The sequence below is a fragment of the Limnohabitans planktonicus II-D5 genome, from assembly GCF_001270065.2.
GTDB lineage: Bacteria > Pseudomonadota > Gammaproteobacteria > Burkholderiales > Burkholderiaceae_C > Limnohabitans_A > Limnohabitans_A planktonicus.
Genome location: NZ_LFYT02000007.1, coordinates 31,655 through 57,905 on the forward strand (window position 1 = coordinate 31,655; position 26,251 = coordinate 57,905).

The window sequence follows — 26,251 nt, forward strand, 5'->3', positions numbered from 1 at the left end:
TTACACCTGGCTCACTGCCAATTGCTGGTCAATCAGCAGTTGGGCGGCGCTGGTGTTGTGGTTGTAGGCCACGTAGGTGGTGCCGTTGGCGACGACGTTGGTGGCGTCGGCGGTCCAGTTGGTGAGGTCGGAGAGGACGACTTTGTCGCCGGTGTCGCCGTCGATCATCAGCTGGTTCTTTGTCACCTTGGCGGCCAGGCCGCTGGTGGTGTTGCTGGCGTTGAACGCGTTCGATGTGTTGGCGTGTTGCAGCACGTCGAACAGGTTCAGTTTCAGCGTGTTGTCGCCGGAGCCGCTCACATCGACCTTCTCGATGTTTTGCACCACGTTCGGGGCCAGGGCTGTCAGGTCCAGCACCAGGCCAGCGCCGTCGAGCTTGAGCGTGTCGATGCCCGTGCCGCCGTCGACGCGCATGATGTTCTGGCTCGTGCCCGTCGTGCCCAGCTGGGCCAGGTTGTCGGCGTTCAGCACCAAGGTGTCGTCGCCACGGGCGCCATACAGCACGTCCGCGCCACCGCCGCCAATCAGCGTGTCGTTGCCGTCACCGGCCACCAGCTGGTTGTTGCCTGTGGTGCCTGTCAGCGTGTCGGCGCCTGTGGTGCCCAAGGCGTCGCCATTGGCCGTCTGGAACGTCATGCTGTCGAGCTTGTCCACGCCACCGTAGATCACGCGCACCACACCGGCGTTGGTCAGTGTGCCCACATTCTCGCCCTGATAGGTGGCGATCACGATGTCGGTCAAGCCATCACCGTTGAGGTCTTCAGCCGAGGCGACCGAGCGGCCCAACTGCTTGCCGGCCGTTGCGCTGAAACCGTCGATGCGGAAGCCCTCGGATGCGGCCATCTCTGGCAAGTTGATCGCGGTGGTGGCCGTGCGGCCATACACCACATAGGCACCGCCCACATTCACGCCATTGATCGCCATGACATTGTTCGACACAACCATGTCGGCCAAGCCGTCACCGTTGAAGTCACCGATCACATCGGCATCCCACAACTTCGAATCTGGATTGCCTGTGGTGTTGGGCCCTGCGCCGTTGATGACAAAGCCACCGCTGCCTGCGGCCAACTGGGTCACGTTCACCGAACTCATGTTCGACTTGCCAAACATCACATACGCAGTCGTCTCACTGCCGTTCAAGATCATGTCGTCGAAGCCGTCGCCGTTGATGTCACCGGAGTTGGCCGAACTGTACAGACTGCCGATGACAAAACCCTGGCTGGTGCCCGCACCAGTCAGCGTCGCGTTGGTGATGTTGGTCATGGCCGAGCCGCCAAAATACACATACGAAGGGGTGACGGCGAAACCTTGTGTCGGGTATGTGGCCACCACAAAGTCGTTGTAACCGTCGCCGTTGAAGTCGCCATTCATGGTCGAATTGCGGAAGCCCGAGTGATTGCCCGAGTTCGGTGTGATGGTGATGCCGGGCAGGGACGCAAGAGCCACGGTGCCCGTTGGTGCCAGGTTCGAGCCGCCATACACCAGAAAGTTCTTGAAGCTCACGACATCGTTGAACAAGAGGTCCTCATACCCGTCGCCGTTCACGTCACCCAACACACTCGGTGCAGACAGCTCATTGGACGATGTGATCTTGAAGCCAAGGCTGGCCACCAGGGTTGCCGGGGTGATCTTGCCGGGGCTGCTGGTCGCACCATACACCACATAGCTCGTCGTGCCACCGCTGACCATGATGTCATTCATGCCGTCGCCGTTGATGTCACCCGCACGGGTTGTTTCTGCACCCGAGCCAGGGGCCACGAGGAAACCATTGGTGTTGCCCGGCGCTGTCAAGTCCGACAGGTTCAGTGCCGTGTTGCGGTTGCCGCCATACACCACATAGCGCTGCGACACCAGGTCCAAGATCATCATGTCGGCATAACCGTCCCCGTTGACATCGCCCACGTTGATCACGCCGACGTTTCCGTTGCTGAGCCCGATCTGCGCGCCGGACGTGCTGCCGTTGATGAGGAAGCCCTGGCTCATCGCGGTCAGGTCAGACAGCGGCAAGTCATATTTCCAGTTCAAGGTCAGGGGTGCAGTCAACGACGTGTTGCCACTGACCGCACTGGTCACCTCGGCAGTGACCGTGACCGAGCCAAAAGGCTGGCTTTCCACCATGGCCTGCGACACCATCACATCCACATACTGGTTGGTGATGTTCGTGGCCGACAGCGTGCCCACATTGATCACCTGATCGCCATAACGCACGACCAGCGTATCGCCCGCCTGCGTGGGCATAGGCGCAGCTCTCGACACCGTGGCCAGCTGCACCCGCACAATCGTGCCCGGGTTGGCCGTGTTCACTACCTCGGTGTAATACAAGGAGTTGTCCACTGCTGGCGAGCCAACTGTGGTGGGCCAAGCTGAATACCCCATGCTGAACTGCGCCTCGGGCACACCGCTGATGCTGCTCGCCGTGGCGGTCGGGGTCCATTGCTGCGCACTGATGATGGGCGTGGACGGCAAAGTGAAGTCCACGGCAATGGGCTGACCATCCGATTGCGAGACCGCCGTTGTGCCGTCGAGCAGCGTCACGATGCCGTTCACATTGGCCTTGGTGCCCATGGGCGTCACGGTCGTCAGTGCAGCCAAAGGCACCGTCACATCGACATAGTTGGCCGCCACATCGGCAGCGGTCAACACCACGGTGAACTTCTGGCCGCCCCAGTTCAGCTCAATCGTGTTGCCAACGACCGCGCCCGTGTCGGCCAGCGTCACGCGCACCGGGGTGCTGCTGTCGCTGTTGGCCTCGGGCACGTTCAGCACACCGGCCAACTCGTTGGCGCTGGTCATGATCGTGGGCGAGATGTACAGCTTGACCGTGTCTGCCACCAGCACCTGGGCCATGGCCAAAGACAAGTCTTCCAGCACACGGTAAACCTTGCCACCGTTTTCGACCTTGCCCATGTTCTGCCAATTGCCGCGCAGGTACAAATCGCTGCTCGTGGTGCCATCCACCACCACTTGCGCGCCGGTGTTGACCGCACCCCAGTTGGCGGGGCCGCCGGTGGCGCTGGCTGTCCAGCCCGTGGTTGTGTTGAACGGGTTGTTCTTCTCGGACAGCGTCAACACATCCATCACACCCATGGTGAGCTTGGCGCCCGTGCCCGTCATGTTGAAGCGCTCGATGCTCTGAATCGCATCATTGCTGATGGCCTTCAGGTCCAGCACACCGTTGAACTCAATGGTGTCCACACCATTGCCGCCGTCAATGCGGGCAATGGCCTGGGCCGTGTTGCCCGTGTTGGTGCCCAACGCCGTGATGTTGCTGGCGTTGATGACGATGGTGTCGTCACCACGTCCGCCATACAGCACGTCTGCACCGCCTGCGCCCACCAGCGTGTCGTTACCGTCACCGGCCATGATCTGGTTGTTGCCTGCTGTGCCCGTGAGCGTTTCGGCGGTGGTGGTGCCGATGAAGTCGCCGTTGCTGGCCTGGATCACCATGTTGTTGATCATCGATGGGCCGCCAAACACCACACGGGTCACACCAGCGTCTGCGCGTGCCGGGTTGATCGGGTCCGATTTGGGCGATGTGATCACCAGATCGGCAAAGCCATCACCGTTGATGTCGCCGCCCGCCGTGACGGACTGGCCAGTGCCACCGAGGTCGCTGTAGCCATTGATGCGGAAGCCCTCTGAAGCGGCCAAGGCCGACAAATGCATTGCCGTGGTGCCTGTACGGCCATAGACCAGAAAAGCAGACCCAGTCGTCAAACTGTTCACAGTCGACACGTTCGAGCTGATCAACATATCGGCCAGACCGTCACCGTTGAAATCACCCACCACATCGACATCGCTGATTCTGAAGATCGAGTTGATGAAGAAACCACCTGAACCGGCAATCAGTGACGACACATTGATCGGCGCATCACTGGTTTTGCCAAACGCCACAAAAGTGCGCGTGCTGCTGCCTGAGTCGTTGCCTTCGTTGATGATCAGATCGTCCAGACCGTCACCGTTGATGTCGCCCGCATTACCGGTGGTGAAGGAATTGATGTTGGTCAATCCCGTGATGGAGAACCCTAAACCCGAACCGGCTGCACTCAGGGCTGTGGTGGTCATGCCACTCAAAGCCGGGCCACCAAAGTAAACATTGACACCGTTGGTGGCCGCACTGCGCATGCTCACAGCCACATCGCCATAGCCGTCGCCGTTGAAATCGCCCTGCAAAGGTGGGATCTTGCTGGCAATACCCACATCAGAACCAGTGGGTGTGTTGATGATGAAGCCACCACTCCAACTGCCGGTAGAAATTGTCGGCAAGTCGATGTTGCCATTTGTTGAGCCGCCGTAAATCACATAAGTGTTGCTGGTGCCATAGCCATTGCCACCGCCTTCTTTCAACATGACATCGTCATAGCCATCACCGTTCATGTCGCCAATCACGTTGATGCTTTGGATGAATTTTTGTCCCGAGAAGGACAGGCCGTCGGTGGCCTTGAAGTTGCTGAGATGGACGGAGCCCATGCTGCTCGTCTTGCCAAAGTAAACATACGATGGTGTGGCAGGATTGGCGTAGTTGATCGCGATGTCATTCAAGCCATCGCCGTTGACGTCGCCTGACGTCGTGACATACGAGACTTGCATGCCGTTGATGATGTATCCGTTGGAGTTGCCCACAGCCTGCAGGCTCGACAACTCCACATTGGCCAGACCGGGGCGGCCGTACACCACATACATCGTTTGAAGGTTATCGCTCAGGGAGAAATCGTCGTAGCCGTCACCGTTGACGTCACCCACGTTGATCACGCCCGCGCCTTGCGCGCTCAGGCCCGACTGGTCGCTGGCCGCACGGCCATTGATGTTGAATCCGCTGGCCGTTGTGGTCATGGCCAAGTCATAAGACCAGTCCACCGTCAACGACGGGGCTTGCACGCTGTTGCCACTGACCGCGCTGGTCAGCGTGACCCCCACCACCACATTGCCAAAGGCCTGGCTGTCGATGGTGGCAAAAGGCACCACCACATCCACATACTTGGCCGTGATGTCGGCAGCTGTGATGGTGTACTCGGCCAATGTCTGGTCGCCCCAGGTCATGGTGAGCTTGTCACCGGCCAGCGCCGGGCTGGTGGCACCCGCTGTGCCCGCTGTGGGCAACTGCACGCGCATGATGGTGCCGCTGTCGGCGGGGTCGGACGCCTCGCTGTAATACAGCTTGTTGTCCGGCGACACACCCGTTGACGCAGTGATGCTGGCAAACGGTGTGGCGTGCTTGTCGTAATACGCCTCGGGAATACCGGTGAGCGCACTCGTGTTGCCCGCACCCGTGGCGGCCCAGGTGAGTGAGTTGATGGTCGGGGCCGATCCGGTGATGAAGTTCACCGGCACAGGCACCACATCCGATGCCGACACGGCGGTGCTGCCGTCCAGTAGCGTCACGCCCACATCCACGTTGGCAGCTGAACCAATGGCCGTCACCGTGGTCAGTGTGGCCGTGGGCACGGGCACATTGGCTGTGCCTGCGGCAATGTCAGCGGCGGTCAGGGTGTAGCTGATGGTCTGGCCGCCCCAGTTCAGTTGCAGGGTGTTGCCTGCCACTGCGCCGGTGTCGGCCAGGCTGATGGCCACGGGCGTGCCGCCGTTGCTGTTGGCTTCGGCCAGGTTCAGGCTACCGGCCAGTTCGTTGGCCGTGCTCAGCACGCTGGGTGCCATTTGCACTTGCACGTCGTTGTAGACGATGACTTGGGCTCTGCCGGTGGCGCTTTGCAGCACTTTGTAGACCTTGCCACTGTTTTCCACGGTGCCGATGTTGGACCAGCTGTTGCCCAGGCTCAGGGTGTTGGTGCTGTCACCGTCCACCACCACTTGGGCATAACTGTTGATGGCGCCCCAGTTGGTGGCGCCGCCGGTGGCGCTGGCCACCCAGCCGGTGGTGGTGTTGAAGTTGTTGTTCTCGCTGGCCAGACCGATCACGTCGAGCTTGTTCATCTTCAGCTTGTTGCTGTTGCCGTTCAGGTCAAAGCGGTCGATGTCGTCGATGGCCGCGGTGCGGATCGCGGTCAGGTCCAGACTGGCTTTGTCCAGGCGGATGGTGTCGATGCCGTTGCCGCCGTCAATGCGGGCCACCGCTTGTGCGGCGTTGCCTGCGTTGCGGGCCAGCATGGCCACGTTGTCGGCATTGAGCACGAACACGTCGTCGCCCTTGCCGCCATACAACACGTCGGCGCCGCCGCCACCCACCAGGGTGTCGTTGCCGTCGCCTGAAATCAGCTGGTTGTTGCCGCTGGTGCCGGTCAGCGTGTCAGCGGCGGTGGTGCCGATGACATCGCCGTTACTCGCTTGCACCACCAGCGACGAGACTTCAGAGAAGCCACCAAACACCACGTAAGACCTGCCTTCGGTCACGGTGTTGGCACCGCTTGGGTCGGATTTGGGCACACCCACCAACAGGTCGGCAAAGCCGTCACCGTTGACGTCGCCTGCCGCCGTGATCATGGCCTGGCCCATGGCGCTTTGCACGGTGCCCTTGGGGTTGATCTGGTTGGCAATGGGCACAAACTTGTTGAGGTCGGGGATTGTCAAATCGACTGCGGTGTTGCCCGTCTGGCCAAACACCAGGTAGGAGCGACCTTGCGAAGAGTTCACGGCCAAGTCGTCCAGGCCGTCGCCGTTCACGTCGCCCACATTGGACAAGAAGCCCATGTAGCCGTCGAGGGCAGACGAGCCCTTGACCACAAAGCCTTCGCTGCTGGTGCCTGCGGCAATGGCGCTGACACTGACCGAGCTGCCATCGGCCTTGCCAAACACCACCACAGCGCGGTCGTATTGGGTGACGGACACATCGTCCAGACCGTCGCCGTTGACGTCGCCAAGCATCTGGATTTTGGGGGTCTGGTCCACGCCCAAGGTCTCCAGGCCTTGCACGGCATCGGTGATCTTGAAGCCGTTGGTGCCCGCTGCAGCCGTGAGGCCCGACACGCTCAGCGTGCTGCCATTGGCTTTGCCAAACACCACATAGGCCGAGCCACCCACCTTGCCAAAGGTACCGGCCACCACCAGATCGGCCAGGCCGTCGCCGTTGACGTCGCCGCCACCGCCCACGCTGCCCATGGTTTGCGGCCCATCGCCGTTGATGAAGAAGCCATTGCTCATGGACGCGGGGTTGCTGCTCATGTGCGGCAGCACCACATTGGGCGTGTTGGTGCCCGTGGTGCCAAACATCACAAAGGCGCGGCCATTGGTCGTGTCGGTGTTAGCCCAGCTTTCACCCACGATGAAGTCGTTGATGCCGTCGCCGTTGACATCGCCCGCATCGAACAGGCCAATGTTGGACGGCAAACCTGCGCCACCGAAACGGGGTCTTACATCGGTTGAACCTGCGTAGGTGTAGTTGTTATTGCCCATGCCGGCGCCCGAGTTGGCGTCGATGACCATGAGGCCCTGACTCACAGCGGTGCCGCCCTCAATCTTGCTGACATCGACCACCGAGCCATCGGTACGGCCATAGACCACAAACACGCGGTTGCCACTGCCGTCAGGGTTTGTCGCCGATTTGGCCATGGTCAGCATGACGTCGTTCAGACCGTCGCCGTTGAAGTCGGTGCTGGCCGAGTTGTAGTACAGGCGGCCTACGTAACCGGGGCTGGAGATGGCAAAACCCTGGGTGTTGCTGCCCGCGTCCAGCGTCGACAGTTCCACCTTGGTGTTGCCGGTCTGGCCATAGACCACATAGGTTTTGAAGTTGATGCTGTCGGCAACCAGCACATCGTCCAGGCCATCGCGGTTGAGGTCGCCCACGCTGACCACCGTGCCGCCCACAGCGTTGTACTGGTTGTTGACCGCGCCAGTGGTGCCAGCGGCGCCCCCACCGTTCAAGACATAGCCATAACCTGGCGCAGTGGGGCTGCCCGGAATGGCCAGCGGCAAGTCAAAGGCAAAGTTGACGTCGACCGAGGCCAGCGCCGATTCGGCCCCGCTGGCGGTGACGATTTGCGCTGTCACGTTAGCCATGCCATAGCCCTGGCTGCGGATGGTGGCCTCGGGCACGGTGAAGTCCACAAACTTGGCCGTGATGTCAGCGGCCAGCAGGGTGTAGCTGATGGGCTCAGCAGTGCCCCAGTCCAGCAGCACGGTGTCGCCCGCCTTGGGCGGCACAGTACCTGTCATGGGCAGCTGCACGCGCACCACGGTGCCGGTGCCTAAGACTTCCGAGTTGTAGAGTGCGCTGTCCACAGCCACCCCCGCCGGTGCAGTGGTGGGCACGGTGGTGGTTGGCAGCGCGTAGTTGGCCTCTGGAATACCCGTCAGGCTGCTGGAGTTGCCCGCGCCGGTGGCGGCCCAGGCGGTGGCGCTGATGGTGGGCGCGGTGGCGGTGATGAAGTTGACCGGGATGGTCTGCTGTTCACCCGCCGACACCGTGGTCGTGCCGTCCAGCAAAGTCACCGAAGCGGGCACATTGCCGGTTGTGCCCATGGCGGTCACGGCAGTCAGTGTGGCTGTGGGCACGGGCACATTGGCGGTGCCTGCGGCAATGTCAGCCGCTGTCAGGGTGTAGCTGACGATCTGGCCACCCCAGTTGAGCTGGATGGTGTTGCCTGCCACCGCGCCGGTGTCGGCCAGGTTGACGGCCACCGGTGTGCCGCCGCTGCTGTTGGCCTCGCTGGCGTTCAGGCCACCAGCCAGCTCGTTGGCGCTGGCCAGGATCTGTGGCGGCATGAACAGGCGCACGCTGGCTTCCACCAGCACCTGGGCCATGGCCTTGGTGCTGTCTTCCAGCACTTTGTAGGTCTTGCCGTTGTTTTGCACAGTGCCCACATTGGTCCAGCTGCCTGCCAGGTACAGGTCGCTGGTGGTCGTGCCGTCCACCACCACTTGCGCGCCGGTGTTGACCGCGCCCCACTTGGCGGGGCCGCCCGTGGCGCTGGCTGTCCAGCCGGTGGTGGTGTTGAAGGGGTTGTTCTTCTCGGACAAACCAACCACCTCAAGCGCCGACAACTTGAGCACCGTGCCGGTGCCGGTCAGGTTGAAGCGTTCGATGCTCTGGATGGCCGATGGGCGGATGGTGGACATGTCGAGCACGGCGCTGTCGAGCTGCAGCGTGTCGGTGCCGTTGCCGCCGTCCACGCGGGCAATGGCCTGCGTGTCGTTGCCGCTGTTGCGGGCCAGCATGGCCACGTTGTCGGCGTTGATGACGAGGGTGTCGTCACCCCGGCCGCCATACAGCACGTCTGCACCGCCTGCGCCCACCAGGGTGTCGTTGCCGTCACCGGCCACGATCTGGTTGTTGCCCGTGGTGCCGGTCAGGGTGTTGGCAGCGCTGGTGCCAATGGCGTCGCCGTTGGCGGTCTGGAACGTCATGGTTTCCAGTCGGTCCACACCGCCGTAGATGACGCGCGAGACACCGCCCGAGCCGCGTGTGGCGTCGGGGCTGTCGTTGCGGGCGTTGACGATCAGGTCGGCAAAGCCGTCACCGTTGACGTCGCCAGCAGCGCTGACCGACATGCCCATTTGCACAGATACGGTGCCGCCGTCGATGCGGAAGCCCTCTGAGGCCGCCAGATCGGTCATGGTGACCGAGGTGCCGCTGGTGCGGCCATAGACCAGGTAGGCACCGCCAGTGGTCTTGTCGTTCATGGTCATGTTGGGGTGGCCCACCACCATGTCGGCCAGGCCGTCGCCGTTGAAGTCGCCCACCACGTCCACGTCCATGGTGTTGCTGGCCGTTGTATGGCCCACGATGACAAAGCCACCGCTGCCCGCTTGGATGGCGCTGAGGGTGACCGGCGCATCGCCTGTTTTGCCAAACATCACATACGAAATCTTGGAACCATCGTTGAAGATGATGTCGTCCAGGCCGTCACCGTTGACGTCACCGGTGGCTTGGCCCAAGGCCGAGTAGCTCTCCACGCCAGTGGCCGTCATGGCGCTGATGGCATAGCCTTTGCCGTTGCCTGCAGCCGACAGGGCGTTGACGTTGAATGCGCTCAGGTTGGAGCCACCAAATACCACGTAGTTCGTTGCGGGGTTACCCGAGGTGTTCATGCCCGTGAGCATGAAGTCGCTGTAGCCGTCGCCGTTGAAGTCGCCCACCTGGGTGGCGTCAGAGCCGCCCATCTTCTGACCGCTGCTGCCAATGTAGAAGCCCAGGCTGGAGCTGCCGGTCACCCCTGTTGGCAGGGTGATGTTGCTCATGTTGGTGCTGCCATAGAGCAAGAAGTTGCCATAGGCAACACCTGTGCCGTAGCTGTTGTCGTCAGCGATGTTGATGAGCACGTCGTCAAAACCGTCGCCGTTGACGTCACCGACCACGCTGCTGGCGCCCAACATGTTGGCGTGGGTGATTTTGAAACCGGCCGATGCGGGCATGGTGTTGATGGGTGAAACCAAGCCCATGCTGCGGGTGTTGCCCAGCACCACATAGTCGCTGTAACCGGCGTAGCGCACCAGGATGTCGTTCAGGCCATCGCCGTTGAAGTCGCCGGCCAGCGTGTTGTGCGAGCCGGTGCCGTTGCCCGTCAAGATGAACCCGTTGCTGTTGCCAGCCACTTCCAGTGTGGACAACTCCACCGTGGACAGGCCGGGTTTGCCATACACCACGTAATGGGTGTTGCCCGCCTGGTTGGTGAAGCCCATATCGTCGTAGCCGTCGCCGTTGACGTCGCCCACATTGACCGAGCCTTGCTGGTAGCCGTTGGAGGCGAGCTGTTCGCTGGCGGCCCGGCCATTGATGGCAAAGCCGTTTTCCAGGCTGGTCAGGTCCATGGTGGGCAGGTCATAGGCCCACTTGACGTTGAGCGGCGCGGCGTTGGAGGTGCTGCCTGTGGCGGCACTGACGATCTGAGCCAACACCGGCACGATGCCAAAAGCCTGCGTTTCCAGCACGCTCAGGGGCACGGTGACATCGACATATTTGGCCGTGATGTCTGCCGCCGTGAGTGTGCCCACCTGGATGATCTGGTCTCCCCACTTGAGGGCCAACGAGTCACCCGCCACGGCTGGCACGCTGGCACTTGCGGCCGCTGTCGGCAGCTGCACGCGCACGATGGTGCCTGCGTCTGCCGTGTTGCTGACCTCGCTCAAATAGAGCGTCAAGTCGCTGGCGTTGCCGGTGATGGTGCTGAAGGTGGGGTTGTGCTTGTCGTAGAAGGCCTCGGGAATGCCTTTGAGGCTGCTGGTGTTGCCTTCGCCCGTGGCGGCCCAAGGCACGTTGCTGATGGTGGGCGCGGTGGGCACGGGGACGTTTTCGATGGTGACGGGCAGCGCCGTGGCCGGGCTGGTCAAACCAGATGGGCTGGTTTCGGTCACGCTCAGCGCGTTGGCACCTGTGGGCAGCGGTGTGGTGGGTGTGATGGCCCATGAACCGTCGGGTGCCACGGTGGCAGAGCCAATCACGTTGCCTTGCGGGTCGGTGATCTTGATGGTGTTGCCGGGTGTGCCGGTGCCGCTCAAAGTAGGCGTGTTGTCGGTGGTGCTGCCGTCGCCCTTGGTGCCGCTGTCGGTGGCCGGGTCGAGCTTGGCCCCTGGGGCGGCTGGCGCAACTTCTACGGCTGCGCCTTCGATGGTGATGGGCAGTGTGGACGGTGCGCTGGTTTGGCCGTTACCGTCGGTGGCAGTGATGGCCAGCGGTGTGGTGCCTGTGGGCAGCGGTGTGGTGGGCGTGACGGCCCATGACCCATCGGGCGCCACGGTGGCGGTGCCAATGATGTTGCCTTGCGGGTCTTTGATGGTGATGGTGTCACCCGGTGTGCCGCCCGCGCCGCTGATGGTGGGCGTGGTGTCGGTGGTGCTGCTGTCGCCTTTGGTGCCGCTGTCGGTGGCGGGGTCGAGCTTGGCCGCAGGCGCTGCTGGGGCGCCCGCTGGTGCCTCGATGGTGATGGGCAGTGTGGACGGTGCGCTGGTTTGGCCGTTGCCGTCGGTGGCGGTGATGGCCAGCGGTGTGGTGCCAGTGGGCAGCGGTGTGGTGGGCGTGACCGACCAGCTGCCATCGGGCGCCACGGTGGCGGTGCCAATGACGTTGCCTTGTGGGTCTTTGATGGTGATGGTGTCACCCGGGTTGCCGCCTGCGCCGCTGATGGTGGGCGTGTTGTCGGTGGTGCTGCTGTCGCCTTTGGTGCCGCTGTCGGTGGCGGGGTCGAGCACGCCCTTGGGCGCGTCGGGGCCTGCAACGATGGTGTTGATGGGCAACTCGATCAGCAGCTGGCCTTGTGTGGTGCTGTGGTCGTAGATTTTGTAGGTCTTGCCGCCCAGCACGACTTGGCCTTTGTAGTCCCACTGGCCCGTCAGGCCCGTGTTGCCTTGCACGCCAGCGGTGCCAGTCACGCCGTCCACGGCCAGGCCGGTCATGTCCACGGTGTCGGTCAGGGTGCCGTTGACCACAAACTGCACTTTGCCTTTGCTGCTGGTGGAGCCCGTGGCCGCAATGTTGCCAATGGCGGTTTGGGTGGTGGCGGTGAAGCTGTAGCCGGTCAGCTCGGTGCCGCCCAGGCTGAGCACATTGTTGGCGTCAAGCGTGACTTTGCTGGTGCCTTGCAGCTGGAAGACTTCAATTTCTTGAATGGTCTTGACGGTTTGGTTGTGCGTCAGGGCCACCAGGTCGAGCGTGGTGCCAGCGGCCAGTTTGAGGGTGTCGACCTTGGCGCCGCCGTCGAGCATGTTGCCGCCTGCTGCCAGCAGGGTTTGCAAGTTGGTGCCTGCGCTGATGGTGTCTGCGCCGTCCATGGTGTCGAGCACGCCGCCGGTGAAGGTGAGCGTGTCGGGGTTGGGGGTGGCGCCGCCAAATGCGCCACCTGCGGTCAGGCTGACTGCGGGTGCCACGGGTGCGAAGACCATATCGTCAAACGCCACATCGGAGCCATTCCATGCGGAATACGACTGGAAAGTGAGCGGGATCGAGCCGGTGATGGGCGCTGTGTAGCTGATGTGAATGACACCTGCCGAACCGGCTTTGGTGGTCATGATGGTTTCACCATTGATCACCACGTCCATGGCGGTGCGGTTGCCGCTGTCCGACACCACTTTGATGTACTGCGTCATGTAGTCAAAGGTGAAGTCATAGGTCTGACCTTGCACCACATTGACGCTTTGTTGCCAGATCTTGAACGGCGCAGCTGCTGTGCCTTTGCCATCCATGCTGGCCAGGAAATACTGGCCGTCAAACAGGCTCAAGGCGGCGGCAGCCGTGGGTGACGTAGCAGCCACCGTTTCGTCATACCAGGTGCCATGGGCATAGGTGGAGACGGGCGATTTCGTCAGTGGGCTGGCTGCGGGAGTGGTGGTTTTTGTCTGGATCGAATAGAAGGCAATCGAGTAGTCCAGGACTGTGGAATATGCGGCTTCGCTGGTGATGGCGCTGTTGCCCGCAGAGAAGTCACCGTTGACGATGCCGTTGACCAATGTTTTGACGGTCCACATATTGGACGAGACGCTTTGGTTGCCCAAAGAGTCCAGCTGTATCGCCACAAAGCTGTCGCTCGAATTGGAGGTGCCTGTCAGGCTGCTGACCGTCCACTTGCCATCAGCGCCCACCACGGCGGTACCCACCATGTTGTTGTAGACGTTGTCATAAAGCTGAATGGTGCTGCCTGCCGTGCCCGTGCCGCTGACGCTGGACAGGGCGTTTTTGGTGGCTCCGGTGTTGGCCGCATTGACGCCGGTGGCGCCCACGCTGACCTGTGCCGAGTCCAGCACGCCGGTGATGACGGGTGCCGCTTCGGTGGTGTCCAGCGTGACCAACTGGCTGACCACGGGGCCTGCCTGGTTGGTGCTGTTGACCACTTTGGCGGTGTAGGTCCAGTTGGCGTTGTAGCCATTGGTGTCGGTGATGGCCCATTCGGTGCCGTTGACCACGGCGTTGCCAATGAGTTTGCCGTCTGCAAACACTTGCACGGTGTCGCCAGTGCCCAGGGGTTGGGCGATGTGGCCCGACAGCAAGCGGCCTGCGCTGGCGTCGTTGGTGGTCCAGTCGGCGTTGGCAGCGGTCAGGCTGCTGTCCTTGGTCATGCTGGAGAAGGTGGCCGTATTCGGTTCGATGGTGACGGGCAGTGCCGTGGCCGGGCTGGTCAAACCCGATGGGCTGGTTTCGGTCACGCTCAGTGCGTTGGCACCTGTGGGCAGCGGTGTGGTGGGCGTGATGGCCCAGCTGCCGTCTGGCGCCACGGTGGCAGAGCCAATCACGTTGCCTTGCGGGTCGGTGATCTTGATGGTGTTGCCCGGTGTGCCGGTGCCGCTCAAAGTGGGCGTGGTGTCGGTGGTGCTGCCGTCGCCTTTGGTGCCGCTGTCGGTGGATGGGTCGAGCTTGGCCGCAGGCGCTGCTGGGGCCACGGCTGCCGCTTCGATGGTGATGGGCAGTGTGGTGGGTGGGCTGACGTTGCCAGACGGGTCGGTGGCGGTGATGGCCAGCGGTGTGGTGCCTGTGGGCAGCGGTGTGGTGGGCGTGATGGCCCAGCTGCCGTCGGGCGCGACCATGGCGCTGCCAATGACGTTGCCTTGTGGGTCTTTGATGGTGATGACGTTGCCGGGGGTGCCCGAGCCGCTCAGGGTGGGCGTGGTGTCGGTGGTGCTGTTGTCGCCGGGGGTGCCGCTGTCGCTGGTGGGGTCGAGCTTGGCGGCCGGGGCCACGGGGGCCACGGTGTCGACGACGACGGTGATGACCAGCGGGTTGGTGCTGGTGTTGCCGGCCGGGTCGGTGGCGGTGACGCTCATGGCGTTGATGCCTTCGGGCAGCGCGGTGGTGGGCGTGGCCGCCCAGGTGCCGTCGGCCGCGACGGTGGTGGTGGCAATGACGTTGCCTTGGGCGTCTTTGATGGTGATGACGTCACCGGGCTCGCCTTTGCCACTGAGGGTGGGGGTGTTGTCGCTGGTGGTGTTGTCGCCTTTGGTGCCGGTGTCGCTGGTGGGGTCGAGCACGGCGATCAGGCCCACGGGGGCTGTGGTGTCGATGGTGACGGGCAGCGTGGTGGAGGGGCTGACGTTGCCAGACGGGTCGGTGGCGGTGATGCCCAGGTTGTTGAGGCCTTCGGAAAGCGGCGTGGTGGGGGTGATGGCCCAAGAGCCGTCGGGTGCAACCACGGCGGTGCCGATGACCGCGCCTTGTGGGTTTTTGAGGGTGATGGTGTCACCCGGTGTGGCACCCGCGCCGCTGATGGTGGGCGTGGTGTCGGTGGTGGTGCTGTCGAGCTTTTTGCCGCTGTCGCTGGTGGGGTCGAGCACGGCGGCGGGTGCGGCCGGTGCGTTGGGGTCGATGACCACGGTGACGGTGAGCGGGCTGGTGATGGTGTTGCCTGCCGGGTCGGTGGCGGTGGCGCTCAGGGCATTGGAGCCACTGGCCAGCGGTGTGGTGGGTGTGACGGACCAGCTGCCGTTGGCAGCGACCACGGCGGTGCCGATGACCACGCCGTTGGCGTCTTTGATGGTGATGGTGTCGCCCGGTGTGCCACTGCCCGACAGGGTGGGCGTGGTGTCGTTGGTGGTGTTGTCACCTTTGGTGCCGCTGTCGCTTAAGGGGTCGAGCGCGGCAGTCAGTGCGCCTGCGCCGGTGTTGGCGGGCGGCGTGGTGTCGATGGTGACGGGCAGCGGCGTGGGGGCGCTGGTGTTGCCTGCGGGGTCGGTGGCGGTGACGCTGAGCGCGTTGGTGCCTTCGGGCAGGGGTGTGGTGGGGGTGATGGCCCAGGTGCCGTCGGGTGCCACGGTGGCGGTGCCGATGACGTTGCCTTGCACGTCTTTGATGGTGATGGTGTCACCGGGCGTGGCGCCGCCGCCGCTCAATGTGGGCGTGGTGTCGCTGGTGGTGCTGTCGCCTTTTTTGCCGCTGTCGCTGATGGGGTCGAGCACGGCCGCAGGGGCTGCGGGCGGTGTGGTGTCCACGGTGACGGGCAGCGGGCCGAAGGGGCCGACGTTGCCTGCCGGGTCGGTGGCGTTGATTTGCAGGGCGTTGGCGCCTTCTTTGAGCGGTGTGGTCGGCGTGATGGACCAATGGCCTGAGGCATCGACGATGGCGGTGCCGATGACTTGTCCGGTGGCGTCTTTGATGGTGATGAGGTCACCAAAGGTGCCGGTGCCCGAGAGCACGGGGGTGGTGTCGTTGGTGGTGGCATCACCCAGTTTGCCGCTGTCGCTGATGGGGTCGAGTGCGCCGGTGGGTGCGGGCGGGGCGACGCTGTCCACGGTGACGGGCGAGGTGGTGGCCGGGCTGGTGACGCCGCCTACGGTGGCGGTGACGCTGAGCTGGCTTTGGCCTTCGGGCAGCGGGTTGGTGGGGGTGGCGGACCAGGTGCCGTCGGGTGCGACGGTGGCGCTGGCCACGACTTGGCCGTTGCTGTCTTTGATGGCAATCAGGGCGCCGGGGGTGCCGGTGCCGGAGAAGGTGGGCGTGTTGTCGGTGGTGATGCCGTCGCCGGGGGTGCCGGTGTCGGTGACCGCGTTGAGGCTGACCACGGGGATGGTGTTGTTGACGTTGAGCGTAGCGGGGTCGGTGGCGACGTTGCCTGCGGCGTCGGTCAGGGTGGCGACCACAGGGTAGGTTTGGCCGCTGGTGAAGGCGCCCAGGGTGCCGCTGGCGGGGGTGGCGGCGTTGGGTCCGGTGACGGGCAAGTTCCAGTTGCCCAGTGCGTCGGGGGTGACGTTGTAGGTGGCGCCGTTGACGGTGACGGTGAGCACGTCGCCTGCGGTGTAGCTGGCGGGCACGGTGCCGCTGAGCACCACGCCGTCAGGGTTGGCGTTTTGGTCGTTGGCGGTCACGCCGGTGGGCACGCTGGTGTCCACGGTGATGGGCAGCGGGGTGGGTGCGCTGGTCTGGCCGGTGGGGTTGGTTTCCGTGACGCTGAGGTTGTTCAGGCCTTCGGGCAGCGCTGTGGTGGGCGTGATGGCCCATTGGCCGTTGGCCGCGACCACGGCGGTGCCGATGGTGTTGCCTTGTGGGTCTTTGATGGTGATGGTGTCACCGGGCGTGCCGGTGCCGCTGAGCACGGGGGTGCTGTCGTTGGTGGTGCTGTCACCTTTGGTGCCGGTGTCGCTGACGGGGTCGAGCACGGCGCCGGGCGCTGCGGGGGCAGGCGGTGTGGTGTCGATGACCAGCGGCAGCGATGTGGGCGCGCTGGTGTTGCCAGCAGGGTCGGTGGCAGTGATGGCCAGGTTGTTGATGCCGTCGGGCAGCGCTGTGGTGGGCGTGGCGGCCCAGGTGCCGTTGGGCTGGACCACGGCGGTGGCAATGACGTTGCCTTGCGGGTCTTTGATGGTGATGGTGTCGCCAGGCGTGCCGCTGCCACTGATGGTGGGGGTGTTGTCGTTGGTGGTGTTGTCACCCAATTTGCCGCTGTCGCTGATGGGCGCGAGGATGGCCGCTGGGGCCACGGGGCCTGCGGTGTCCACCACCACGGTGACGAGCAGCGGGTTGGTGGTGGTGTTGCCAGCCGGGTCGGTGGCGCTGACGCTTAAGGGGTTGCTGCCGGTGGGCAGCGGTGTGGTGGGGGTGATGGACCAGTTGCCCGATGCGTCGACCACGGCGGTGCCGATGACGGTGCCGGTGGCGTCTTTGATGGCGATGACATCACCGGGGTTGCCTTTGCCGCTCAGGGTGGGCGTGCTGTCGCTGGTGGTGTTGTCGCCCTTGGTGCCGGTGTCGCTGGTGGGGTCGAGCGCGGCCGTGAGGGCACCTGCACCGCCTGCACCGCCTGCACCACCGCCTGCGCCTGTGCCGGTGGCGGGCGGCGTGGTGTCGATGGTGATGGGCAGTGTGGCCGGGGCGCTGGTGTTGCCAGCGGGGTCGGTGGCGGTGGCCGTGAGGTTGTTCAGGCCTTCGGGCAGCGGTGTGGTGGGTGTGATGGCCCAGGTGCCGTCGGGTGCGACCACGGCGGTGCCGAGCACGGTGCCGTCGGGTGCTTTGAGGGTGATGGTGTCGCCGGGCGTGCCGGTGCCGTCGATGGTGGGGGTGTTGTCGTTGGTGGTTTTGTCACCCTTGGTGCCGCTGTCGCTGCCGGGGGCCAGGTTGGCACCGGGGGCGGCTGGGGCCAGGGTGTCGATGACCAGGGGCAGCGTAGCCGGTGGGCTGACGTTGCCTGCGGGGTCGGTGGCGGTGACGGCCAGGGCGATGGGGCCTTCGGGCAGCGGTGTGGTGGGCGTGGCGGCCCAGGTGCCGTCGGGTTGCACGGTGGCGGTGGCAATCACGTTGCCCTGTGGGTCTTTGAGGGTGATGGTGTCACCCGGTGTGCCGGTGCCGGTGATGGTGGGGGTGTTGTCGTTGGTGGTGCCGTCGCCTTTGACGCCGCTGTCGCTTGGGGCAGACAGAACAGCTGCCGGGGCGGCAGGGCCTGCGGTGTCGATGGCGATGACGAGCACCAGCGGTGCGCTGGCGGTGGTGTTGCCTGCCGGGTCGGTGGCGGTGACGACCAGCGGGACGCTGCCGGTGGGCAGCGGTGTGGTGGGCGTGATGGCCCAGGTGCCGTTGGCCAGCACAGTGGCGGTGCCGATCAGGTTGCCAGCGGCGTCTTTGATGGTGACGGTGTCGCCAGGCGTGCCGGTGCCGCTGAGCGTGGGCGTGGTGTCGTTGGTGGTTTTGTCACCCAATTTGCCGCTGTCGCTGGTGGGGTCGAGCACGGCAGTCAGGCCGCCTGCGCCGGTGGTAGCCGGTGCCGTGGTGTCGATGATGACGGGCAGCGGCGCGGGGGCGCTGGTGTTGCCTGCCGGGTCGGTGGCGGTGATGGTCAGCGCATTGGGGCCTTCGGCCAGCGGTGTGGTGGGGGTGATGGCCCAAGTGCCGTTGGCAGCGACCACGGCGGTGCCGAGCACGGTGCCGTCTGGCGCTTTGAGGGTGATGGTGTCACCCGGTGTGCCCTGCCCGCTCAGGGTGGGCGTGGTGTCGTTGGTGGTTTTGTCGAGCTTGGTGCCGCTGTCGCTGGTGGGGTCGAGCAGGCCGGTGGGCGCTGCGGGCGGTGTGGTGTCGATGGTGACGGGCAGCGGTGTGGGGGCGCTGGTGTTGCCTGCCGGGTCGGTGGCGGTGACGGTCAGGGGGATGGTGCCGTCTGGCAGCGCTGTGGTGGGCGTGATGGCCCAGGTGCCGTCGGGTGCCACGGTGGTGGTGCCGATGACGTTGCCCTGAGGGTCTTTGATGGTGATGACATCACCGGGCGTGGCACCGCCACCACTCAAGGTGGGCGTGTTGTCGTTGGTGGTGCTGTCGAGCTTTTTGCCGCTGTCGCTGGTGGGGTCGAGCACGGCCGCAGGCGCTGCGGGGGCCGTGGTGTCCACCGTGACGGGCAGCGGTGTGGCGGGGCTGGTTTGGCCTGCGGGGTTGGCTTCGGTGACGCTGAGGTTGTTGAGGCCTTCAGTCAGCGGTGTGGTGGGGGTGATGGCCCAGTTGCCGTTGGCGTCGACCACGGCGGTGCCGATGGTGTTGCCTTGGGGGTCTTTGATGGCGATGGTGTTGCCGGGGGTGCCGGTGCCAGACAGCACGGGGGTGTTGTCGTTGGTGGTGTTGTCGTAGAGCTTGCCGCTGTCGCTGACCATGTCGAGCGCTGCTTCTGGGGCGGCGGGTGCAGCACCCGCACCGGCTTCGATGGTGACGGGCAGGGGCGTGGCGGGGCTGACGAAGCCTTCGGGGTCGGTTTGGGTGATGCTGAGGTTGTTCAGGCCCAGGGGCAGTGGGTTGACCGGGGTGGCGGTCCAGGTGCCGTTGGGGGCGACCACGGCGGTGGCGATGACGTTGCCTTCGGGGTCTTTGATGGTGATGGTGTCACCGGGGGTGCCGCTGCCGCTCAGGGTGGGGGTGCTGTCGGTGGTTTTGCCGTCGCCCACGGTGCCGCTGTCGCTGATGAGGGCGATGGCGGCGGTGGGTGCTGCGGGCAGCGCGTGGATGGTGGCGGCGGGCTGGATCAGGCCGTCGGTGCCGGTGAAGGTGATCTCTTGGCCTGCGGCGGGTATTTGCGCCGTGGTGAGCGGCACGGTGAAGGTGCCGGTGGCGTCGGCCACGGCAGTGGTGGTGCCGCCGCCAGGCAGTTTGACGGTGACGGTGCTGCCCGGCAGGGCCTGGCCGGTGAGCACGGCGCCGGTGGGGGTGATGGTTTGTTCAACGATGGTGATGTCACCGAGCAGCCAGCGGTTGAACGGGGTGTCGATGGTGAAGGTGTTTTCTGGGTTGGTGCCGTCGGTGACGCCTTTGAGGGCTTCGAGGGCTTCGATGCGGCCAGCATCCACCATGGCGGCTCCGGCAGCGCTCAGGGTGCCGTTGGCTTGCACATGGCCTTGCAGGGCGTCGAGGCTGGCGTCGATGTTGCCGTTGATGGCGTCCATGCCCGAGAGTTTGGCCAGCACGAGGCCGTATTTTTCTCCGGCAGTGAGGACGACCATGCCGTCGGCGTCGTAGCGGTCGGTGGCGGTGAAGTCGTTGCTGTTGGTGGTGGTGGGTTGACCAATGATGTTCACACCGGCCATGCCCAGTGCCGAGGCGACGTTGGCGTTGGCGGTGGCGATGGCGGTGGTGCTGACGGGCGTGGTGGCGCTGTCGCTCACGCCTGCGGTGCGCACGGCCAGTTCGGTGACGGGGGTGATGTAGATGGTCAACACCGAGTTGAGGGCGTCGGGCACCTGGAAGTTGGGCTGGCCGAATTCGGCCACGCCCATGGCGCGCAAGGTGGTGTCAAACGATTTGCCTGCGGCGCTGACTTCGTCGATGTAGTTGACGGAGGTGCCGTTGGCGTCGACGACCTTGACGAGGATGGCACCCCGGTAGTCTTGTTTGTTCTCGACATCGAGACGCCAGGTGCCGTCGGATGCGAGCGTGGTTTGGCCCAGCAGGGTGCCGGTGTTGTCGTAGACAAAGACGGTGGCACCGCCGGTGGCGTTGGTGCTGACGAGGTTGTCGGGCTGGCCGGGCTTGAACACGAGTTGCGAGACGAGGCCGGGGTCGGTGAGGATGAGGCCGCCGTCGTTTTGAGCGCCGGGTGGGGGTGCGCTGCCGTTGCCGGTGACGTCGGTTTCTGTGGTGCCACCGGTGCTGGTGCCGGGGATGGAGCCGGTGCCTGTGCCTGTGCTGGTCGTACCTGTGCCGGTGCCGCTGGTGATGGTGGGGTTGCCGGTCAGGCCAGGGTCGGCAAGCATGATGTCGCCGTCATTGCTGACGCCGGGTGGCAGTGCGCTGCCGCTGCCGGTGACGTCGGCTTCTGTGGTGGTGCCGGTGCTGGTGCCGGGGATGGCGCCGGAGCCGGTGCCTGTGCTGGTTGTGCCGGTGCTGGTGCCCGGGCCGCTGGTGACGGTGGGGTTGCCGGTGAGGCCGGGGTCGGTGAGCATGAGGCCGCCGTCATTGCTGACGCCCGGTGGCAGTGCGCTGCCGTTGCCGGTGACGTCGGCTTCTGTGGTGGTGGTGACGATGGGCGCTGTGGTGCCGGTGCTGGTGGCTGTGGCGTCAGCGCTGGTGACAGGCCCGGCATAGACGCCGCCTTGGATGATGAGTTTGCCGACCTGCGTCTGGATGGTGATGGGCAGCGCGGTGGGGGCGCTGGTGTTGCCGGACGAGTCGGTGGCGGTCACAGCCAGGTTGTTCAGGCCGGTGGGCAGGGGCGTGGTGGGTGTGGCCGTCCAGGTGCCGTCGGGTTGCACGGTGGCCGTGGCAATGACGTTGCCTTGGGGGTCTTTGACCGAGATGGTGTCACCCGGTGTGCCGGTGCCCGACAAGGTGGGCGTGGTGTCGGTGGTGGCTTTGTCGCCTTTGGTGCCGCTGTCGCTGATGGGGTCGAGGATGGCGCCGGGCGCTGCGGGCGCGATGGGGTCGATGACGATGGCCAGGGGCAGGACGTTGCTGGCCGTGATTTGGCCGGCCGGGTTGGTAGCCACCACGGTGAGCGGGTTGGTGCCTGCGGGCAGCGGCGTGGTGGGCGTGGCCGCCCAGGTGCCGTCGGGTTGCACGGTGGCGGTGGCAATGACTTGGCCTGCGGCGTTGGTGATGCTGACGGTGTCGCCAGGGGTGCCGGTGCCGGTCAGGGTGGGGGTGGTGTCGTTGGTGGTGTTGTCACCTTTGGTGCCGCTGTCGCTGGGGCCTGACAGTGCGGCTGTGAGCGCACCAGCGGCCGGGGCCACGATGGTGATGGGCAGCGGTGTGGGGGCGCTGGTGATGCCGCTGGGGCTGGTTTGCACCACGCTGAGGTTTTGCAGGCCCAGGGGCAGTGCGGTGGTGGGGGTGGTTGACCAGGTGCCGTCTGGGGCAACGGTGGCTGTGGCAATCACGTTGCCTTGGGGGTCTTTGATGGCGATGGTGTCGCCGGGCACGCCGGTGCCGCTCAAGGTGGGCGTGGTGTCGGTGGTGGTGTTGTCACCCACGGTGCCGGTGTCGCTGGTCAGGTCGAGCTTGGCACCGGGGGCGGCGACGGTTTCGGCCTGGATGGTGATGGGCAGTGCGGTGGGGGCGCTGGTGTTGCCGGCGGGGTTGGTTTCGGTGACGCTGAGGTTATTCAGGCCCAGGGGCAGCGGGTTGGTCGGGGTGGCTTGCCAGGTGCCGTTGGGTTGAACCACGGCGGTGGCAATGACGTTGCCTTGGGGGTCTTTGACGGTGATGGTGTTGCCGGGTGTGCCGGTGCCGCTCAGGGTGGGCGTGGTGTCGGTGGTGGCTTTGTCGCCTTGGGTGCCGCTGTCGCTGATGGGGTCGAGGATGGCACCGGGCGCTGCAGGGGGCGGCGCGACAGGGGTGGCGCTGATGCTGAAGCTGGCGATGTTGTTGGTGTCGGCACCGTCTTTGTTGAGGTTGCCTGAGGCGTCGCTGAATTTGTCGCTGGTCACGAACAGCATGGCGCTTTGGGCACCGGCGGTGGGCGTGAAGGTGGCGGTGTAGACGAGCGGGTTGGTGGGGCTTTGGGCAAAGCCGGTCAGGGTGCCACCCATGACGGTGATGTCAGCGGCGGTGAAGTCGCTGGTGGCGTCAGACAGGGTGAAGGTGACGGTGGCGGTGTCGCTGGTGGACATCAGCGATTTGTTGGCGCTGACGATGACGGTGGGGCCTGCGCTGTCGATGGTGACGGGCAGCGGCGCGGCGGGGCTGGTGTTGCCGGCCGGGTCGGTGGCGGTCATGGTGAGGGCGTTGAGGCCTTCGGGCAGCGGTGTGCTGGGTGTGGCGGCCCAGGTGCCGTTGGGGGCGACCACGGCGGTGGCAATGACGTTGCCTGCTGCGTCTTTGATGGTGATGGTGTCGCCAGGCGTGCCGGTGCCGCTGAGCGTGGGGGTGGTGTCGTTGGTGGTTTTGTCACCCTTGGTGCCGGTGTCGCTGGTGGGGTCGAGTGTGCCTGCGGGGGCGGCGGGGGCCAGGCTGTCGATGGTGATGGGCAGCGTGGTGGGGGGGCTGGTGTTGCCGGCCGGGTCGGTGGTGGTGACGGCCAGGTTGTTCAGGCCCTGTGGCAGGGGCGTGGTGGGTGTGGCCGTCCAGGTGCCGTCGGGGCCGACGGTGGTGGTGGCAATGACGTTGCCCTGGGGGTCTTTGACGGTGATGACGTTGCCGGGGGTGCCGGAGCCGCTCAGGGTGGGGGTGGTGTCAATGGTGATGTTGTCGGTCAGCAGGCCGCTGTTGCTGCTGGGCGCGAGGATGGCCGCTGGCGCTACGGGCGCGACGGTGTCGACCACGATGGTGATGGGCAGCTGGGCGGTGGTGCTGGTGCCTGTGGGGCTGGTGGCGACCACGTTCAGGCTGTTCATGCCTTGGGGCAGCGCTGTGGTGGGGGTGGCCGTCCAGGTGCCGTTGGGCTGCACGGTGGCGGTGGCGATGGTGTTGCCCGCGGCGTCTTTGATGGCGATGGTGTCGCCGGGCGTGCCGGTGCCGCTGAGCGTGGGGGTGGTGTCGTTGGTGGTTTTGTCACCCTGGGTGCCGCTGTCGCTGGTGGCGTCGAGTGTGGCAGTCAGGGGGGTGAGTACGGCACCAGAGCTGATGCTGTAGGACAGGGCGTTGTTGGTGTCGGCACCGTCGAGGTTGATGTTGCCTGCGGCGTCGCTGAATTTGTTGCTGGTGACCAGCACGGCAGCGCTGCTGGCACCGGCTGTGGGGGTGAAGGTGGCGGTGTAGACGAGCGGGTTGGTGGGGCTTTGCGTCAGGCCGCTGAGGCTGCCGCCGACGACGGTGATGTCTGCGGTGGTGAAGTCTGAGCTGGCTTCACTCAGGGTGAAGGTGACGGTGGCGGTTTGGCCGGTGGTGAGCGCTGTGGCAGGGGTGCTGAGCGCAATGGTGGGCGCGCCGCTGTCGATGACGATGGGCAGCTGGGCGGTGCTGGTGGCACCGGTGGGGCTGGTGGAGACGACGCTCAGGTTGTTGAGGCCTTGGGGCAGTGGGTTGGCCGGGGTGGCGGTCCAGGTGCCGTTGGGCTGGACGGTGGCGGTGGCGATGACGTTGCCAGCGGGGTCTTTGATGGCGATGGTGTCACCGGGCGTGCCAGAGCCGCTGATGGTGGGGGTGGTGTCGTTGGTGACGTTGTCGGTGGTCAACCCGCTGTTGCTGATGGGGTTGAGGATGGCGCCCAGGGGCGATGGGGCCACGCTGTCGATGGTGATGGGCAGCGGTGTGGCGGGGCTGGACTGGCCAGCGGGGTTGGTTTCAACGGCGCTGAGGTTGTTGAGGCCTTGGGGCAGTGGGTTGACCGGGGTGGCGGTCCAGGTGCCGTTGGGCTGGACGATGGCGGTGGCAATGACGTTGCCAGCGGGGTCTTTGATGGCGATGGTGTTGCCAGGCGTGCCGGTGCCGCTGATGGTGGGCGTGGTGTCGTTGGTGAGTTGGTCACCTTTGGTGCCGCTGTCGCTGGTGGGGTCAAGGATGGCGGCGGGGGCGGCGGGCGCGGTGGGGGCGGCCGTTGCGTTGATGCTGAAGCTGGCGAGGTTGTTGAGTTCGGCACCGTCTTGATTGAGGTTGCCGGAGGCATCGGCAAATTTGTCGTTGCCCACGAAGACCATGGCGCTGCGTGCACCGGCGGCGGGGGTGAAGGTGGCGGTGTAGACGAGCGGGTTGGTGGGGCTTTGGGTGAAGCCGCTCAGGGTGCCGCCGATGGCGGTGATGTCGGCCAACGTGAAGTCGCTGCTGGCGTCACTCAGGGTGAAGGTGATGGTGGTGGCTTCACCGGCGGCCAGCACGCCTTTGGGGGCGCTGATGGCGATGGTGGGTGCGCCGCTGTCGATGGTGATGGGCAGCGCTGTGGCGGGGCTGGCGGGGCCCGTGGGGCCGGTTTCGATGACGCTCAGGTTGTTCAGGCCCTGGGGCAGCGGGGTGCTGGGGGTGGCTTGCCAAGTGCCGTTGGCCGCAACAAGGGCGGTGGCGATGGTGTTGCCAGCGGGGTCTTTGATGGCGATCGTGTTGCCGGGGGTGCCGGTGCCAGACAGGGTGGGCGTGGTGTCGTTGGTGGCGTTGTCACCTTTTGTGCCGCTGTCGCTGATGCCATTGAGGGTGGCACCGGGGGCTGCGGGAGCAACCGGTGTGGGTGGCACGACCGCGCTTTGGATGGTGAGCGGTAATGCGGTGGGGGTGCTGGCCATGCCCGCCGGGCTGGTTTCGATGACGCTGAGGTTGTTCAGGCCCACGGGCAGTGGGTTGACGGGCGTGGTCATCCAGGTGCCGTTGGCCGCCACCACGGCGGTGGCGATGGTGTTGCCTGCCGCGTCTTTGATGGCGATGGTGTTGCCGGGCGTGCCGGTGCCGCTGAGCGTGGGGGTGTTGTCGGTGGTGGTGTTGTCCCCTGGGGTGCCGCTGTCGCTGGTGGCGTTCAGGATGACGCCGGGGGCTGCGGGGGTTGCGGGGGCCACGGCAGCTTCGTTGATGCTGAAGCTGGCGAGGTTGTTTGGGTCGCCGCCGTCTTGGTTGAGGTTGCCTGAGGCGTCGGTGAATTTGTCGCTGGCCACGAACAGCAAGGCGCTCTTGGCGGTGGGTGCGGGGGTGAAGGTGGCGGTGTAGACCTTGCCGCTCCCCACGAAGTTGCTGAGCGTGCCGCCCAGCAGGGTGATGTCGGCCAGGCTGAAGTCGGTGCTGTCTTCGCTGAGCGAAAAGGTGACGGTGGTGACTTCACCGACAGCGAGTGAATTTTTGGCGGCGCTGATGGCGATGGTGGGGGGAGTGGCGTCGACAGCGGGGGCAGTGACGGGGGGGAGGTTGGTTTTGAGGCTGACGGCGTTGTTGATGTCGGTGCCGTCTTTGTTGTTGTTGCCTGAGGCGTCGGTGAAGCGGTTGCTGTCGACCTTGACGCTGGCGGTGCTGGCACCGGCGGTGGGCGTGAAGGTGGCGGTGTAGCCGGTGCCGGAGCCCTGGAAGTTACTCAAGGTGCCGCCGGTGACGCTGATGTCGCTCAGGGAGAAGTTGCTGCTGGCT

At 65.0% G+C, this 26,251-nt stretch carries 1 protein-coding gene (only partly in view); it reads right to left on the minus strand.

Going from position 1 to position 26,251, the window contains the following annotated elements:
• Positions 1 to 26,251: the 3' portion of an Ig-like domain-containing protein gene (locus tag H663_RS28090; RefSeq protein WP_133239985.1), read on the minus strand. Its footprint extends 1,106 nt past the window's final position; the window shows 26,251 of its 27,357 coding nt (coding positions 1,107–27,357); the start codon falls outside the window, past its right edge; its stop codon occupies positions 1 to 3.